The sequence below is a fragment of the Pseudomonas fluorescens genome (assembly GCF_004683905.1).
Classification (GTDB): Bacteria; Pseudomonadota; Gammaproteobacteria; order Pseudomonadales; family Pseudomonadaceae; genus Aquipseudomonas; species Aquipseudomonas putida_A.
Genome location: NZ_CP038438.1, coordinates 5,288,181 through 5,304,149, shown reverse-complemented (window position 1 = coordinate 5,304,149; position 15,969 = coordinate 5,288,181). Strand labels below are relative to the sequence as shown.

At 61.1% G+C, this 15,969-nt stretch carries 15 protein-coding genes; 5 read left to right on the top strand and 10 right to left on the bottom strand.

The features are described 5' to 3' along the window. Positions 1–13: 13 nt before the first annotated feature. Together lipA and E4T63_RS24480 are read left to right on the top strand one after the other, a co-directional pair. A complete protein-coding gene (gene lipA / locus E4T63_RS24485; protein WP_160768663.1) occupies positions 14–1,012 on the top strand; it encodes a lipoyl synthase in 999 nt (332 codons plus the stop codon). 127 nt (positions 1,013–1,139) lie between these two features. Continuing rightward, positions 1,140–2,090: a S66 peptidase family protein gene (locus E4T63_RS24480; RefSeq protein ID WP_135296632.1), complete on the top strand. Its 951-nt coding sequence runs from the start codon at positions 1,140–1,142 to the stop codon at positions 2,088–2,090. A gap of 126 nt (positions 2,091–2,216) precedes the next feature. Here the strand turns inward: E4T63_RS24480 and E4T63_RS24475 are convergent, their stop codons facing one another. The 5 genes from E4T63_RS24475 to leuS all read right to left on the bottom strand — a co-directional run bounded on the left by E4T63_RS24475 (position 2,217) and on the right by leuS (position 8,342). After that, positions 2,217–3,539, bottom strand: a complete 1,323-nt coding sequence (locus tag E4T63_RS24475) for a lytic murein transglycosylase (protein WP_135296631.1) — start codon at positions 3,537–3,539, stop codon at positions 2,217–2,219. Between the two features lie 61 nt (positions 3,540–3,600). After that, positions 3,601–3,765, bottom strand: a complete 165-nt coding sequence (gene arfA / locus E4T63_RS24470; RefSeq protein ID WP_027612891.1) for an alternative ribosome rescue factor ArfA — start codon at positions 3,763–3,765, stop codon at positions 3,601–3,603. Between the two features lie 199 nt (positions 3,766–3,964). Next, positions 3,965–5,002, bottom strand: a complete 1,038-nt coding sequence (gene holA, locus E4T63_RS24465) for a DNA polymerase III subunit delta (protein WP_097089332.1) — start codon at positions 5,000–5,002, stop codon at positions 3,965–3,967. Between the two features lie 39 nt (positions 5,003–5,041). Continuing rightward, positions 5,042–5,647 (bottom strand): LPS assembly lipoprotein LptE, encoded by a 606-nt coding sequence (lptE, locus tag E4T63_RS24460; protein WP_007960576.1) that lies wholly within the window; start codon positions 5,645–5,647, stop codon positions 5,042–5,044. A gap of 88 nt (positions 5,648–5,735) precedes the next feature. Further along, a complete protein-coding gene (leuS, locus tag E4T63_RS24455; RefSeq protein WP_108183903.1) occupies positions 5,736–8,342 on the bottom strand; it encodes a leucine--tRNA ligase in 2,607 nt (868 codons plus the stop codon). Between the two features lie 256 nt (positions 8,343–8,598). On the opposite strand from leuS, the gene E4T63_RS24450 reads away from it, so the two are divergent. Both E4T63_RS24450 and E4T63_RS24445 read left to right on the top strand, forming a co-directional pair. Next, the gene (locus tag E4T63_RS24450; protein ID WP_096796296.1) at positions 8,599–8,922 is read left to right on the top strand and encodes a hypothetical protein; all 324 of its coding nucleotides are present in this window, start codon (positions 8,599–8,601) and stop codon (positions 8,920–8,922) included. A gap of 105 nt (positions 8,923–9,027) precedes the next feature. After that, entirely contained in the window at positions 9,028–9,807 is a 780-nt protein-coding gene (locus E4T63_RS24445; RefSeq protein WP_115988823.1) for a YdcF family protein, read from the top strand. A 91-nt stretch (positions 9,808–9,898) separates the two neighbouring features. On the opposite strand, the gene lnt is transcribed toward E4T63_RS24445, so the two are convergent. From lnt to miaB, 5 genes are all read right to left on the bottom strand, one after another. Further along, positions 9,899–11,422 (bottom strand): apolipoprotein N-acyltransferase, encoded by a 1,524-nt coding sequence (gene lnt, locus E4T63_RS24440; RefSeq protein WP_096795276.1) that lies wholly within the window; start codon positions 11,420–11,422, stop codon positions 9,899–9,901. A 17-nt stretch (positions 11,423–11,439) separates the two neighbouring features. Further along, on the bottom strand, positions 11,440–12,279 hold the full coding sequence (locus tag E4T63_RS24435; RefSeq protein ID WP_027612886.1) for an HlyC/CorC family transporter: 840 nt from the start codon (positions 12,277–12,279) through the stop codon (positions 11,440–11,442). Between the two features lie 5 nt (positions 12,280–12,284). Next, complete coding sequence (ybeY, locus tag E4T63_RS24430) at positions 12,285–12,779, bottom strand: rRNA maturation RNase YbeY (protein WP_135296630.1); 495 nt, start codon at positions 12,777–12,779, stop codon at positions 12,285–12,287. After that, a complete protein-coding gene (locus E4T63_RS24425; RefSeq protein WP_007960560.1) occupies positions 12,772–13,770 on the bottom strand; it encodes a PhoH family protein in 999 nt (332 codons plus the stop codon). Before E4T63_RS24425 ends, ybeY begins: the two co-directional genes overlap by 8 nt. Positions 13,771–14,054: 284 nt before the next feature. Then, a complete protein-coding gene (gene miaB, locus E4T63_RS24420; protein ID WP_064589373.1) occupies positions 14,055–15,383 on the bottom strand; it encodes a tRNA (N6-isopentenyl adenosine(37)-C2)-methylthiotransferase MiaB in 1,329 nt (442 codons plus the stop codon). A 132-nt stretch (positions 15,384–15,515) separates the two neighbouring features. Here miaB and E4T63_RS24415 point away from each other — a divergent pair, with 132 nt between their 5' ends. Further along, the gene (locus E4T63_RS24415) at positions 15,516–15,845 is read left to right on the top strand and encodes a DUF1820 family protein (protein ID WP_003185742.1); all 330 of its coding nucleotides are present in this window, start codon (positions 15,516–15,518) and stop codon (positions 15,843–15,845) included. The last annotated feature ends 124 nt before the right edge of the window (positions 15,846–15,969 follow it).

Here is a 15,969-nt window from a genome sequence, read left to right as displayed (position 1 = left end):
TGCAGTGCAAACCATGATCCCGACGCTCGACGTGACCGAGCGCCCGGCCCCGCGTCCCAAGGTTGAAGCCGGCGTCAAGCTGCGCGGCGCCGAGAAGGTTGCACGCATCCCGGTAAAGATCATTCCGACCACCGAACTGCCGAAGAAACCCGACTGGATTCGCGTGCGCATCCCGGTTTCGCCGGAAGTCGACCGGATCAAGAGTCTGCTGCGCAAGCACAAGCTGCACAGCGTCTGCGAAGAAGCCTCCTGCCCGAACCTGGGCGAGTGCTTCTCCGGCGGCACCGCGACCTTCATGATCATGGGCGACATCTGCACCCGTCGTTGCCCGTTCTGCGACGTTGGCCACGGTCGTCCGAAACCACTGGACGTCAACGAGCCGGAGAGCCTGGCGATCGCCATTGCCGACCTCAAGCTCAAGTACGTGGTGATCACCTCGGTTGACCGCGACGACCTGCGTGACGGCGGTGCCCAGCACTTTGCTGATTGCATCCGCGAGATCCGCAAGCTGTCGCCGAACGTGCAGCTGGAAACCCTGGTCCCGGACTACCGTGGCCGCATGGACATCGCCTTGGAAATCACCGCTGCCGAGCCGCCGGATGTGTTCAACCACAACCTGGAAACCGTGCCGCGCCTGTACAAGGCTGCGCGTCCGGGTTCGGATTACCAGTGGTCGCTGACCCTGCTGCAACGCTTCAAGCAGATGATGCCGCACATCCCGACCAAATCCGGCCTGATGCTGGGTCTGGGCGAGACCGACGAAGAAGTCATCGAAGTCATGAAGCGCATGCGCGAACACGACATTGACATGCTGACCCTCGGCCAGTACCTGCAACCGTCGCGCAGCCACTTGCCGGTGCAGCGTTTCGTGCACCCGGACACCTTCGCCTGGTTCGCCGAGGAAGGTTACAAGATGGGCTTCAAGAACGTTGCTTCCGGCCCGCTGGTACGTTCCTCGTATCACGCCGACGAGCAGGCGAAACTGGTCAAGGCTGAACTGCTCGGTTCCTGATCCGGCGCTGATAGCCTCGAAAAATACCCGCTTCGGCGGGTATTTTTGTTTGGGCCTGCCGCGCACTCTTTTGTTTGTCTCTGTACCTGACTACTGTGTGTTCATGAATTCACAGGGAGACCCATGGATGACCGTTCGACCGACTCACACCCTTTTTCCGCATAAGCCTGTGCCGGCGCTGCCGTCCGAAGGACTGATCGGTGTGATTGCCCCCGCCGGCCCCGGTGCACTGGACACTGACAAGGCTGTGCAGTGGATGCGTGCCCGCGGCTATGCACTGAAGGTGTTCCCCGGTGTCTACGAGAAGGACGGCTATCTGGCCGGCAGCGATGACGTGCGCCTCAACGACCTGCACGCCGCTTTCGTCGACCCTGAAGTCGACGCGATCATTTGCCTGCGCGGTGGTTACGGCACGCCGCGCCTGCTGGACCGGATCGATTACGACTTGCTGAGTCGTCACGCCAAGCCGTTTGTCGGCTACAGCGACATCACCGCACTGCATCTGGCGATCAGTCGCTACGCAGGGTTCGTGACCTTCCATGGCCCGCTGCTCAATGCCGACCTGCTGGGCGACAAGGAGCCACCTACCGTCACCTCATTCTTCGCCATGTTGCGCGGTCAGTTGAAGGCGGGGAGTGTGTTGAGCCATCCGGTGGCTTATCCATTGACCACGGTCGAACCTGGCATCGCTCACGGGCGTTTGCTTGGCGGCAATCTGGCGATGATTGCCTCGACGCTGGGCACACCTTATGAGATTGACGTCGAGGGCGTGATTCTGCTGATCGAAGACGTCAACGAGCCGCTATATCGGATTGACCGTTTGCTCACGCAGATGCGCCTGGCTGGCAAGCTGGCCAGATTGCGCGGTGTGCTGGTGGGGGATGTCGCCGGGGTGGATGTCGAGGCGTTGAATCGCTTGCTCAAGCAGACCTTCGAGCCGTTACGGATTCCGGTGCTGTCGGGGTGGCGCAGCGGGCATTGTGATCCGAACCTGACGCTGCCGATGGGGGCGCTGGTTCGCTTGGATGCCGGGAAGAAGGAATTGATGTTGGAACAGGATGTAGTGATCAAACGCTAGGGTTTGGTTGCCAGTGAGTCAGTCTTCGCGAGCAAGCCCGCTCCCACACTGGTTCTGTGTAAGACACAAATCAAATGTGGGAGCGAGCTTGCTCGCGAAGGCGGCATCAGCCATACGATTATCGTTCTATTGGCTGCGCAGGCTCTCAAGCAGCTTATGCGTCGGATACCCGTCCGCCGGCCAGCCAAACGACTGCTGGGCACTGCGGATCGCCTTGCGGGTATTGGCGCCGATAATCCCGTCCGCCGTGCCCGCATCGTAATTGCGCGCGCTCAGCAGGTTCTGCAATTCGATACGCTCGGTACGGCTCAATGGCAGATCATCTTTCGGCCAGGTGCCGTTGATCAGGCCTGCGCCATTGAAGCGCTCGGACAACAGACTGACCGCCAGTGCATAGGACGATGAGTTGTTGTACTTGAGGATCGCCCGGAAGTTATCGAGGATCAGGAACGCCGGGCCACGGTAGCCGGCCGGCAGCAGCAGGGCGGCAGACAGCTGTTCCGAGCCGGCCGGGGCCTGACCGCCATTAGGCAGGATCACGCCCAGTTGCCGCCATTCGGCAACGGTCTTGCGCATCGCGCCATCGGCCAGGGTGTAGTTGAATCCACTCGGCAGTTGCACCTCGAAGCCCCATGGCTGACCACGCTGCCAGCCGGAGCTTTGCAGGTAATGCGCTGTGGAGGCCAGGGCATCGGCCGGGCTGCCCCAGATGTCGCGGCGGCCGTCACCGTCGAAATCCACGGCGTGGGTGTTGTAGGTGGTCGGAATGAACTGGGTCTGGCCCATCGCACCCGCCCACGAGCCAAGCATCTTTTCTGGCGTGATGTCGCCCTGTTGCAGGATCTGCAGCGCAGCGATCAGTTGCGCATGGGCGAAGCCCGGGCGACGGCCTTCGTAGGCCAGGGTCGCCAGCGAGTTGATCACCGATTTGCTGCCCTGGAACTGACCGAAGTTGCTTTCCATGCCCCATACCGACACCAGTGCCTGGCGATCCACGCCATAACGCTGTTCGATGCTTTGCAGGATGTCGGCGTACTGACTGATCAGCGCCTGCCCCTTGCTCACCCGCAGCGGCGACAGGGCGCCGTCGAGGTATTCCCATACCGGACGAGAGAACTCCGGCTGGCTGCGGTCGGCTTTGATCACACTGGCATCGAAGCTGACATTGGCAAACGCGCGGTCGAACAGATCGGCGCGGATCCCGGCTGCCAAGGCATCCTTGCGGAAACCCGCCTGCCATTCGGCAAAGGTCTGGGTTGGCTGAAGATCAAGCGGGTCAGCGGACGGCACTACCGGCGGGATGATTGCCGGGGCTGTTGCGACAGGGGCGGCTTGAAGGGGTTGCGCATCGGCGGCGGTAGGTTTTTCCGCGCAGGCGACAAGCAGAATGAAGCTGGAGGCAGCGATCAGTTGGCGAACGGGCCAACGACGGGAAAGACTGAAGGGCATGCACAGTTCCAGGGGATACGAATCAGGTGCAGACCTTAACATGACCAGGGGGTGCTGTGCTTCAGGCAGCCAGAAAGTAAGAAGCCTCCCAGCTATTAGACTGGAAGGCTTCGCGGCGGTAGCTGCCTTTACCCTTGGTTGGTCGTTCCTGGCGACTGCGGAACAGGGGTTGGGCGATGATGGATTTGGCCTTGTTCGGGCCATGTTTCGATGGCTTTTTGCTCATGAGGGTTCTCTCGGTAGGTGGGTGCTGCGGGGCGAATAATCTGCCGAAGCCGCGCGTCTGTCCAGCCTCTATTGCGTAGGAATATTCTGACGCCTTCGCGAGCAAGCCCGCTCCCACAGTCGACCGAGTTCTATCATGTGAATGCGATCGACTGTGGGAGCGGGCTTGCTCGCGAAAGGGCGTTATGCGGTTGAACGTCTTATTCGGCGGGAAGAGTCAGACGCTGGCCGGACATCAACAGCGCCAACCGGCTCAGGCTCATCCACGGCGAACCGGCGGCCTGACCCTTGATCTGCGCATCGATGCGCTGGGCTTCGAGCAACAACTGCGCCCAGCGTTGCGCCGAGTAGCGTTGCAGGGCTTTGCTCATCAGCGGTTTGCGCTTGTCCCAGACTGGCGGTTTCGCCTGGCTGAAGCACTTGTCCAGCGGCGTGCCCTGGCTGTACTGCAGCGAAATATTGGCCAGCAGGCGCAACTCCCGCGCCAGTGCCCAGAGAATCACCGGTGGCTCGACGCCTTCACCGCGCAGGCCTTCAAGCATGCGCAAGGCGTGGGCCGGTTCGCCGTTGAGTACGGCGTCGGTCAGGCCAAACACGTCGAAGCGCGCACTGTCGGCCACCGCGGCCTGCACGGTTTCGACGGTGATCTGCCCACCTTCGGCCATCAACTTGAGCTTTTCGATTTCCTGCGCGGCGGCGAGCAGGTTGCCCTCGACGCGTGCGGCGATCAGTTCGACCGCGTCCTGGCTGGCCGACAAACCGGCTTGCGACAGACGCTGGCGAATCCAGCTCGGCAACTGGTTGGCATCCACCGGCCAGATCTGGATGAACTGGGTCTGCTGGCCTTCGACCAGGGCCTTGCCCCACTTGGTTTTCTGCGCACTGCCATCGAGCTTGGGCAAGCTGATCAGCAGCACCGTGTCTTCAGCGGGGCGCGAGCAGTATTCGATCAGCGCGGCAGCGCCCTTATCACCGGGCTTGCCCGAAGGCAGGCGCAGTTCCAGTAGGCGTTTTTCGGCGAACAGCGACATGCTGGCGCCGGCCTGCAACAAGGTCCCCCAATCGAAATTGGCGTCGGCGGCGAACACCTGGCGTTCGTCGAAACCTTGCTGGCGGGCAGCACTGCGAATGGCGTCGGCGGCTTCCTGGCACAACAGCGGGTCATCGCCGCTGATGATATAGACGGGCGCGAGCGCGCCTTGCAGGTGTTTGCCGAGTTGAGCGGGAGCGAGCTTCATAAGAGAGGGCGAACGGGGCGCCTGAGCGCCCCGTACGTCTTACTGCTGCGGCAGTTCGAGCGGCGACTGACGCGGGGTTTCCGCTTCAGCTTTCTGTGCCGCCTTCAGCGCGTCGGCTTCAGCCCGGGCACGGTCGTTGGCCGCTTGCTGTAATTGCTGCAGTTGGCCCGGCGTCAGCTGTTGCAGGCGCAGCATCATGCGCTGAACCAGTTCGCGACGGGTTTCGCGACGGGCGTCGTTGGCTTCCTGATCGGAGCCGACGAGGTTGTTGCCGTCGTGGATGAACACTTTCTGCACTTCAAGCTTGTCGCTCAGCAGGTTCAGATTGTGTTCGCCTACGATGTCGTAGTTCAGCACGGTGGTCACTTGGTACTCACCCGTACGACCGGCACCGGCGTAGCTGAGGATACGCTGGTTTTCCTGTTCGTCAGCCAGATACAGCTTGTACGGTGCACCGCTGTAGACCTTGACGCCGCTGGACTCGAGCACCTGACGCAGCTGGGTGACGGTCTCGCCATACGCGTTACGGGCGCTCAGATCGAGCTCCTTGATCGACAGTTCGTTGGTGCCGGTGCCACGCAGCTGGAAACCGCAGGCGCTCAGCAGAACGGCGAGGCCCATCACCAGCAGATTGCGTTTGATCATTGTGTTGCTCCCCTTGAAACCATGTGGGCCGACCCTGCGGCCCGAAAGGTTTTACAGTGCGTCAGGCGAACCTGACGCCCAATCCAATTTAGCTGGCGACGATGTTAACCAGTTTCCCTGGTACAACGATCACTTTGCGAATGGTCAGACCGTCGACGAAACGCAGCACGTTTTCGTTGGCGCGGGCCGCCGCTTCAACTTCTTCGCGGGTGGCGCTGGCCGGCATTTCGATCTGGCCACGCAGCTTGCCGTTCACTTGAATGACCAGTTGCAGGCTGTCCTGCACCAGTGCGCTTTCATCGACCGCAGGCCAGCCGGCATCGATCACCGGGTCAGCGTGGCCCAGTTGATTCCACAGCTCATGGCTGATGTGCGGCGTGATCGGAGCCAGCAACAACGTGACAGCTTCCAGACCTTCGTGAATCAGCGCGCGGTCCTGTTCGGTGCCTTGCGCAGCTTTTTCCAGCACGTTCATCAGCGTCATCACCTGAGCGATGGCGGTGTTGAATTTGTGGTTCTGGCCGACGTCATGGCTGGCCTGTTTGATGGCCAGGTGGATGGCGCGGCGCACGGCTTTCTGCTCGTCGTTCAGGCCGGCGATGTCCAGCTTGCCCGGCAGGCCCTGAGTGACGTGGGCCTGCGCCAGACGCCAGACGCGCTTGAGGAAGCGGTGCGAGCCTTCAACGCCGGAGTCCGACCATTCGGCGCTCATGTCCGGCGGCGAAGCGAACATCATGAACAGGCGGCAGGTGTCGGCGCCAAACTGATCGATCATCGACTGTGGGTCGACACCGTTGTTCTTCGACTTGGCCATTTTCTCGGTGCCACCGATTTCCACCGGCAAGCCGTCGGATTTCAGTTTGGCGCTGATGACCTTGGCCTTGCTGTCACGCTCCAGTTCCACGTCCGCCGGATTGAACCAGGTGTAGGCACCGTTGGCTTCGCGACGGTAGTAAGTCTCGGCGATCACCATGCCCTGGGTCAGCAGGTTCTTGAACGGCTCGTTGGAACTGACCAGGCCTTCGTCGCGCATCAGCTTGTGGAAGAAGCGCGCGTACAGCAGGTGAAGAATGGCGTGTTCGATACCGCCGATGTACTGATCCACCGGCAGCCAGTGGTCGGCCGCGGATTTTTCCACCAGGCCACCTTCGAAGTGCGGCGAGGCGTAACGGGCGTAGTACCACGAGGACTCGACGAAGGTGTCCATGGTGTCGGTTTCACGCTTGGCAGGCTGGCCGCATTTCGGGCAGCTGCACTCGTAGAATTCCGGCATGCGCGCCAGCGGCGAACCGGCGCCGTCCGGCACCACGTCTTCCGGCAGCACCACCGGCAACTGGTCTTCCGGGACCGGCACGTCACCGCAAGTGGCGCAGTGGATGATCGGGATCGGGCAGCCCCAGTAGCGCTGACGGCTGATGCCCCAGTCGCGCAGGCGGAATTGAGTGCGCGAGGCACCGAGGTTTTTCTTGATCAGGGCGACTTCCATGGCGTCGAACGCGCCGGTGAAGTCCAGGCCGTCGAACTCGCCGGAGTTGATCAGCGTGCCGTGCTCGCCGTAGGCGTCTTGCCACGGAGCCGGGTTGGTGTCGCCGGAGCTGGTGCGTACCACCGATTTCACCGGCAGGTTGTACTTGTGGGCGAATTCGAAATCGCGCTCGTCGTGCGCCGGAACTGCCATCACGGCGCCGTCGCCGTAGTGCATCAGCACGTAGTTGGCGACCCATACCGGGAGTTTTTCACCGGTCAGCGGGTGCTCGACGAACAGGCCGGTCGGCAGGCCTTTCTTCTCTTGAGTGGCGACGTCGGCTTCAGCGACGCTGCCGCCCTTGCATTCGGCGATGAACGCTTGCAGCTCAGGGTTGTTCTGCGCGGCCTGGGTCGCCAGCGGGTGCTCGGCAGCCACGGCAACGTAGGTCGCGCCCATCAGGGTGTCCGGGCGGGTGGTGAAGACCTTGAGGGTGCCGGCTTCGCCGATCGAGTCGACGTTGTACGGAAACTGCACTTCCATGCCGCGGGACTTGCCGATCCAGTTGCGCTGCATGGTCTTGACCTGTTCCGGCCAGCCAGTCAGTTCGTCGAGGCTCTCCAGCAGTTCATCCGCGTAAGCGGTGATCTTGAAGTAGTACATCGGGATTTCGCGCTTTTCGATCAGCGCGCCGGAGCGCCAGCCGCGCCCGTCGATCACCTGTTCGTTGGCCAGCACGGTCTGGTCGACCGGGTCCCAGTTCACGGTGCCGTTCTTGCGGTAGATCACGCCTTTTTCGAACAGGCGAGTGAACAGCCATTGTTCCCAGCGGTAGTAATCCGGCTTGCAGGTGGTCACTTCACGGGACCAGTCCACCGCCAGGCCCAGGCTGCGCAGCTGGGACTTCATGTAGGCGATGTTTTCGTAGGTCCACTTGGCGGGTGCCACGTTGTTCTTCATCGCGGCGTTTTCCGCCGGCATGCCGAAGGCGTCCCAACCCATCGGTTGCAGAACGTTCTTGCCTTGCATGCGCTGGTAGCGGGAGATCACGTCGCCGATGGTGTAGTTGCGCACGTGCCCCATGTGTAGCTTGCCGCTGGGGTAAGGGAACATCGACAGGCAGTAGTAGGTTTCCTTGCCTGGCTGTTCACTGACTTCAAAGGACTTTTGCTCGTCCCAGAACGACTGGGCGGCGGCTTCGATTTCACGGGGCTGATATTGTTCGTGCATGGCTACTTTTGTACTGGATAGGGGTGGCCTAATCCTCTTCAACGCGCCCTCCGGGGGATGCTCCGGACAGGCTGGAAGTGGAATGACAGGAAGCGCCGTAGCATACATGACCGCGCTTGGCCTAGGGAAACCCTGATTACAGCTGTCTGGCCCCGGAAAACCGTGGCGAGGGCCGTTGGTCGCGGCGTTCAGCCGGTTTGTGCAGCGAAGCTAAGCTCTTATTGGGGAGTGAGTCTTATCTTCAATGAGGTGAGGGATGGTGGAGCAACGGCAAAAAAACGTGACGAAACCCGAGTTGTATGAACGGTTGATGGATCGTCTGGGCATGGCGCTCGACGCTGCAAAAACCGCTGGCCGGCTGCGCGATGAGCGCCCCGTGGAACTGGAATTGCGTGGCTTGAGCCCCGCCGAGTTCAAACTGGTCAAGGCCTATCTGGATCGCAGTGAGCGTGAATCGCATGGATACCTGTCGCAGGCAGTGAAACAGCTCGATGCAGCACATTCAGCCAAGGTCATCTGGCTCAAGGACAAGGCGCCCGGCAGAGACACCGTAAAGGTTCGTTCTGTGCAGGCCAAGTAATCGCATGGCAGGTCAAGTAACGGATCTTTTCCAACAGGATCCTACCTATCGGTTGTAACGTTTCATTAACACTCTTAGGCTTCGGGCATCTCTGGAGATGCCCTGATGCCTTTTCGTTATTTCATCAAACAACTGCTCTTGCCGCCCGGCATTCTTTTGCTGCTGTTGCTGCTCGCCTGGTGGCTGCGTCGCTCCCGGCCACGGCTGGCTGGCCTGTGTTTTGCCCTTGGCCTGGGTGGTTTCTGGCTGATGAGCCTGCCGGTGGTGGTGCAATGGGGCGCCAAAGCGCTGGAGCGTGAGCCGCCGCTGCCCCGTGAGTCGTGGTCGATATTGGCGCAGCGCGCTGATGCCATCGTGGTGCTGGGTTCCGGGCGCGAGCGCGGCGATCTGGCCTGGGGCGAGGACCAGCCAACCGGCGTGGGGCTGGAGCGTCAGCGCTATGCCGCGCGACTGGCCAAGGCCTCCGGGCTGCCGATTCTGACCAGCGGTGGCCTGCATTACGGCACGCCGCCGACCGAGGCGAAGCTGATGGCCGATTCGTTGCGCGATGATTTCGGCGTGACCACGCGCTGGCAGGAAGGCGAGAGCCGTACCACCTGGGAAAACGCCAAATTCAGCGCCGACATCTTGTTGCCACAAGGCATCAAGCGCGTCGTGGTGGTCACGCAGGCCTGGCACATGCCGCGCGCCGTGTGGTGTTTCCAGCAGGCAGGATTCGAAGTGGTGCCGGCGCCCGTCGGGTTTCTCGGGACCGATAATGCGCGCCCGTTTGGTGGCTGGCTGCCGGAGTTCAAGTCGATCTGGCAGAGCGGGCAGTTGCTGAATGAGGCGGTGGGGCAGGTGGGGTATTCGTTGTTTTACCGGGGTGATGCCAACCCTGATTGATTGGGTGCTGCTGATGTCCATTCGCGAGCAAGCCCGCTCCCACATTTGAATTGCATTCCAAATGTGGGAGCGGGCTTGCTCGCGAAGCTTTTTAAAGGGTTTTCGACATCCGGCTCGCCATCAGCGCCCAGCCAAACAGCAGCACACAGACGATGATCAGCGGCCATGAACGCCATTGCAGGTACGGCGTCAGGTTGTGCATCGGCACCACTTCGCCATACAGAATGCCCTGTTCGAACTGCGGGATCTGCTCGGTGATCTGCCCGAACGGGTTGATCAGTCCGGTCACGCCGTTGTTTGTAGCGCGGATCATCCAGCGGCCTGCCTCAAGTGCGCGCATTTGCGCCATTTGCAGGTGCTGCAGCGGGCCGATCGAGGTGCCGAACCAGGTGTCGTTGCTGATCGTCAGCAGCAGATCGCTGCGTGCCGACAGCCCAGCGGCGAATTCCGGATACACCACTTCGTAGCAGATGAATGGCGCGATCTGATAACCCTTGGCCTGCAGCAACGGCTGATCCGCCGGACCGCGAGCGAAGTCGGACATCGGCAAGTCAAAGAACGCGATCAACCCGCGCAGCAGATCCTGCAACGGCACGTATTCGCCGAACGGCACCAATTTCTGCTTGAGGTAGGTACCATCGCCTTCGCCGACCACGGTAATGCCGTTGAAGAAGCGTTTTTCGTGGCGGACCGTCTCGCGGATCGGCACGCCGGTGATCAGCGCCGATTTACGCTCGGCGGCGAAGTTGCCCATCATGTTCAAGTAGCCCTCGGCGGACTCCTTGAGCACCGGTACCGCGGTTTCCGGCCAGATCAGCAGGTCCACCGGCTTCGAGCGAAAACTCAGGTCGCGATACAGCGCCAGTTGCGCGTTGAGCTGCGCCGGATCCCATTTCATGCTTTGTTCGACGTTGCCCTGAATCGCTGCGACGCTCAGTGCCGGGCCGGACGGACTGGTCCAGGCGTGGCCCTTGAGCGCAATACCCGCCACCCATGGCCCGACCAGCAACAGCAAACCGGCCGCGATAAAGCCTTTACGACCGGTTTGCAGCAGGCGCGGTGCGTTGTAGATCAGCGCCGCAGTCAGCGCCAGAACGAACGACACCAACCACATGCCGCCCACCGGCGCGAGCCCGGCCAATGGGCCGTCGAGCTGGCTGTAGCCGGAGTAGAGCCACGGAAAACCAGTGAGGAACCAGCCACGAAACGCTTCCTGGCCGACCCACAGCGCGGCAAACGCCAGCGCATCGGCCAACGGTGCCTCGTTGCGGCGCAACCAGCGCGCCCAGACCCACGCGGGCAGGGCGAAGAAAAAGGCGATCGCTGCGGTGAACAGCAGCATCAGGAACCCGGCCAGCAGCACCGAGGCACCACCGAAGTGGTGGATGCTGTAGTAGATCCAACTGGTGCCGGCGCCGAACAGGCCGAAACCGAAACACCAGCCACGGCCCAGCGCCTGACGCGGTTTCAGCTCGCGCAGGCCGGCGTAGAACAGCCCAACCGCGAGCAAAGCCAGCGGCCAGATGTTGAACGGGGCGAGGGCGAAGGTGGTGATTGCACCGGCCGCCACGGCCAGCAGGTTACCGGGCCAGCCGGGGCGGGTTGTCCAGCGCATTTCAGTCCTTAGATTTCTTACCGGGCGATAGGGGTCAGTCGCAGCAAATGAATCCGACGGCTGTCGGCGTTCAGGATGCGGAAACGATAGGCGCCGATTTCAGTGATTTCGTTGCGTTTTGGCAAGTGCCCGAACGCGCTCATCACCAGACCGCCGACGGTGTCGAACTCGTCGTCGGAGAATTCGCTGTCGAAGAACTCGTTGAAGTTCTCGATCGGTGTCAGGGCCTTGATCAGGAAGTCACCGCTGGGCAGCGGCTTGATGTAGCTGTCTTCTTCGACGTCGTGCTCGTCTTCGATGTCGCCGACGATCTGTTCCAGCACGTCTTCAATCGTCACCAGACCGGCCACGCCGCCGTACTCGTCGATGACGATGGCCATGTGGTTGTGGTTGGCGCGGAATTCACGCAGCAACACGTTCAGACGCTTGGACTCCGGCACGAAGGTGGCCGGGCGCAGCAGGTCCTTGATGTTGAAGCTGTCGCCGTTCTCCTTGAGGATCAGCGGCAGCAGATCCTTGGCCAGCAGCACGCCCATCACGTCGTCGTGGCTTTCGCCGATGACCGGATAGCGCGAGTGGGCCGAGTCGACCACGGCCGGGAGGAATTCACGGGGTGTCTGGTTCGCCTTGATGCTGATCATCTGCGAGCGCGGCACCATGATGTCGCGTACTTGCAGGTCAGCCACTTGAATGGCGCCTTCGACGATGGCCAGCGCTTCGCTGTCCAGCAGTTTGTTCTGATGTGCATCACGCAGCAGCTCAAGCAGCTCCTGACGGTTCTTCGGCTCGTGGGCAAAAGCCTGGGTCAGTTTACCCAGCCATGACTTCTGCCCGTTGCTCGATCGATCTTCGCTCATAGCGATTACTCTGAATCCTTTGTTGTAACGATAGGGGATGTTTCGGCTTCGTCGTCCGCGTACGGATCGGGATAGCCCAGTTCGGCAAGCAACTCGCGTTCCAGTGCTTCCATTTCTTCGGCTTCGTCGTCATCTATATGGTCGTAACCGAGCAGATGCAAGCAGCCGTGAATGACTAGATGTGCCCAATGGGCCTGGAGTTCCTTGCCTTGTTCGGCAGCTTCGCGCTCGACCACGGCCACGCAGATCACCAGATCGCCGAGCAGCGGGATGTCGAGAAACTCGTCCGGGACTTCGGCCGGGAACGACAGGACGTTGGTCGCGTAATCCTTATGGCGCCAGGTGTGATTCAGCTCACGACCTTCTTCCTCGTCAACCAGACGAATGGTCATTTCCGAGTCGGCGCTGCGCTGGCGCAGGGCCAGTTCGCACCATTGGCGGAAGTCGGCCTCACTCGGGGCGTTCGCTTCGGTAGCGATTTGCAGATCCAGCTCAAGCATCGCGCGAGGTTTCCCTGGCGGCTTCGGCACGGGTCTCGAAGCGCTCGTAGGCCTCGACGATCCGCTGCACCAACGGATGGCGCACGACGTCTTTGGGCTGGAAGTGGGTGAAGCTGATGCCAGGAACGTCCTTGAGCACTTCGATCACATGATGCAGCCCGGACTTGGTGCCGCGCGGCAGGTCGACTTGGGTGATGTCGCCGGTGATGACCGCGGTGGAGCCGAAGCCGATCCGGGTCAGGAACATTTTCATCTGCTCGACGGTGGTGTTCTGGCTTTCGTCGAGAATGATGAAGCTGTTGTTCAGCGTCCGACCGCGCATGTAGGCCAGCGGCGCGACTTCGATCACCTGGCGCTCGATCAGCTTGGCCACGTATTCGAAGCCGAGCATTTCGTAGAGGGCGTCGTACAGCGGGCGCAGGTACGGGTCGATCTTCTGGCTCAGGTCGCCGGGCAGGAAGCCGAGTTTTTCACCGGCTTCAACCGCCGGACGTACCAGCAGGATGCGGCGGATCTGCTCGCGCTCCAGGGCATCGACGGCGCAAGCCACAGCCAGATAGGTCTTGCCGGTACCGGCCGGACCGATGCCGAAGTTGATGTCGTTGCCGAGGATTTCCTTCACGTAGCGCAGCTGATTCAAGCCGCGTGGGCGAATCATGCCTTTCTTGGTGCGCAGGGCGACGGAGGCTTCGGCGGGGGCGTGGTTGTCCAGTTCGACGACGGCCGATTCCTGGAGGAACAGGTGCACCATGTCCGGCGACAGCTCGGTACCCTTGGTTTCGCGGTACAGGCGGCGCAGCAGGTTTTCCGCAGACGTGGTGTGCTTGGGGTCGCCGATCAGCTCGAACTGGTTTCCGCGGTTGCGGATCTCGATGGCCAGGCGCTGTTCGATCAAGCGCAGATGCTCGTCGAATTGCCCGCACAGATTGGCGAAGCGGCGAGCCTCAAAGGGCTCGAGGATAAAACGATGTGGTTCTATGGGTGCGTTCAAGGTCGTATTTAGCCGCCCTGGGGCAATTAAGATGAAATCAAGGATAACGCCAGTGGCGTGGGTGCGAAAGCTCTTAAATATCGATGCGAGTCTGGAAAGCCTTTCTGTGGCGGGTGGAGTTATCTGTGGCGAGGGGATTCATCCCCGATGGGCCGCGGAGCGGCCCCAAAACCAGAGCTTTCGGTATGGCAGATTCACCACAACTTCAGCTTTGGGTCGGCTGCGCCAACCATCGGGGATAAATCCCCTCACCACAACAGCCCTACTACAGAAGACGCGCGGTGTTATTGGATCAGCGAGCCGCGCAGCGAGTGCGGTTGCGCCGCGTCGATGTGCACGTCGGCGAACTGGCCGATCAGGGTCGGATTATCGCAGCGGAAGTTGACGATACGATTATTCTCGGTACGCCCTTGCAGCTCGCCCGGGTCTTTCTTCGAGTAGTCGGTGACCAGAATGCGCTGGATCGAACCGACCATTTGTCGGCTGATCTCGAACCCTTGCTGATTCAAACGATGCTGCAAGGCGTTCAAGCGTTCTTTCTTCAGCTCCTCCGGGGTGTCATCGGCCAGATCAGCCGCCGGGGTGCCCGGGCGCTGGCTATAGACGAACGAGTAGGAGAAGTCGAAACCGACGTCGGCAATCAGCTTCATGGTCTGTTCGAAGTCTTTCTCGGTTTCGCCGGGGAAGCCGACGATGAAGTCCGAACTGATGCAGATCCCCGGCACGGCAGCGCGCAGTTTACGCAGCTTGGATTTGTACTCCAGCGCGGTGTGGTTGCGCTTCATCGCCGCGAGGATCCGGTCGGAACCCGACTGCACCGGCAAGTGCAGGTGTTTGACCAGCTCCGGCACTTCGGCGTGGGCCTGGATCAGGCTGTCGGAGAACTCCAGCGGGTGCGAAGTGGTGTAACGGATGCGGTCGATGCCGTCGACAGCGGCGACCACGCGGATCAGCTCGGCCAAATCGGCCAGGCGACCGTCATGAGTCGTACCGCGATAACCGTTGACGTTCTGCCCGAGCAAGGTCACTTCACGCACGCCGTTCTCGGCGAGGTGAATGATCTCGGCAATCACGTCATCGAACGGCCGGCTGACTTCTTCGCCACGGGTGTAGGGCACCACGCAGAACGTGCAGTACTTGCTGCAACCTTCCATCACCGACACGTAGGCGCTCGGGCCGTCGATGCGCGGCTCGGGCAGGTGGTCGAATTTTTCGATTTCCGGGAACGAGACGTCGACCTGCGGCAACTTGCTGCTGCGTGCGGCGTCGATCATTTCCGGCAGACGGTGAAGGGTCTGCGGGCCGAAGACCACGTCGACATACGGCGCGCGATCACGGATCGCCGCACCTTCCTGGCTGGCCACGCAACCACCGACGGCGATCACCATGTCCGGGTTGGCCAGTTTCAGTTCGCGCCAGCGGCCGAGCTGCGAGTACACCCGATCCTGGGCACGCTCGCGGATCGAACAGGTGTTGAGCAGAATCACGTCGGCGTCTTCGGCACGGGCGGTGACTTCCAGGGCCTGATGTTCGCCCAGCAGATCGACCATGCGCGAGCTGTCGTACTCGTTCATCTGGCAACCGTGGGTTTCGATGTAAAGCTTCTTGGCCATGGATTTTGGTCGTCACGTGATTCAAAGAACCGCGCATTATAGGGAACAAGCCCTCAGGTTCCTACCGCTGTGCGTCCGGTGGCTATGCTATAGTTTGCGCCCTCATTTTTATCCCCGATGTTATCCCCCGCCATGACCAAACGCGAAGCTCCAATCTATAAGGTGATTTTCCTCAACCAGGGCCAGGTGTTCGAAATGTACGCCAAGCAGATCTATCAAAGTGATCTGTGGGGTTTTCTGGAAGTGGAAGAGTTCGTCTTTGGCGAGCGCACGCAAGTGGTCGTCGATCCGAGCGAAGAGAAGCTCAAGGCGCAGTTCGAAGGCGTGGTGCGCAGCTTTGTGCCGATGCATTCGATCGTGCGCATCGACGAGGTGGAGCGTCTGGGCACCCCGAAAATCAGCGAAGCCCGTGGCGCGGTCGGCAATGTGATGCCGTTTCCGATGCCGATGCCTGAGAAGTAAGCCCGGATCTGGATTTGAAATGATTTGTAGCGAGGGGATTTATCCCCGATCGACTGCGAAGCAGGCGCAAGTCCATTCAGCAAGGTATGTCAGAAGGAACTTGATTGCAGGGTTTTGGGGCTGC

Coding starts and splice junctions, on each gene's coding strand:
- E4T63_RS24435 (WP_027612886.1), bottom strand. CDS start 12,279: ATGAGCGAAGATCGATCGAGCAACGGGCAGAAGTCATGGCTGGGTAAA.
- lnt (WP_096795276.1), bottom strand. CDS start 11,422: ATGCGCTGGACAACCCGCCCCGGCTGGCCCGGTAACCTGCTGGCCGTG.
- holA (WP_097089332.1), bottom strand. CDS start 5,002: ATGAAGCTCGCTCCCGCTCAACTCGGCAAACACCTGCAAGGCGCGCTC.
- leuS (WP_108183903.1), bottom strand. CDS start 8,342: ATGCACGAACAATATCAGCCCCGTGAAATCGAAGCCGCCGCCCAGTCG.
- E4T63_RS24415 (WP_003185742.1), top strand. CDS start 15,516: ATGACCAAACGCGAAGCTCCAATCTATAAGGTGATTTTCCTCAACCAG.
- miaB (WP_064589373.1), bottom strand. CDS start 15,383: ATGGCCAAGAAGCTTTACATCGAAACCCACGGTTGCCAGATGAACGAG.
- arfA (WP_027612891.1), bottom strand. CDS start 3,765: ATGAGCAAAAAGCCATCGAAACATGGCCCGAACAAGGCCAAATCCATC.
- ybeY (WP_135296630.1), bottom strand. CDS start 12,779: ATGCTTGAGCTGGATCTGCAAATCGCTACCGAAGCGAACGCCCCGAGT.
- E4T63_RS24445 (WP_115988823.1), top strand. CDS start 9,028: ATGCCTTTTCGTTATTTCATCAAACAACTGCTCTTGCCGCCCGGCATT.
- lptE (WP_007960576.1), bottom strand. CDS start 5,647: ATGATCAAACGCAATCTGCTGGTGATGGGCCTCGCCGTTCTGCTGAGC.
- E4T63_RS24480 (WP_135296632.1), top strand. CDS start 1,140: ATGACCGTTCGACCGACTCACACCCTTTTTCCGCATAAGCCTGTGCCG.
- lipA (WP_160768663.1), top strand. CDS start 14: ATGATCCCGACGCTCGACGTGACCGAGCGCCCGGCCCCGCGTCCCAAG.
- E4T63_RS24475 (WP_135296631.1), bottom strand. CDS start 3,539: ATGCCCTTCAGTCTTTCCCGTCGTTGGCCCGTTCGCCAACTGATCGCT.
- E4T63_RS24450 (WP_096796296.1), top strand. CDS start 8,599: ATGGTGGAGCAACGGCAAAAAAACGTGACGAAACCCGAGTTGTATGAA.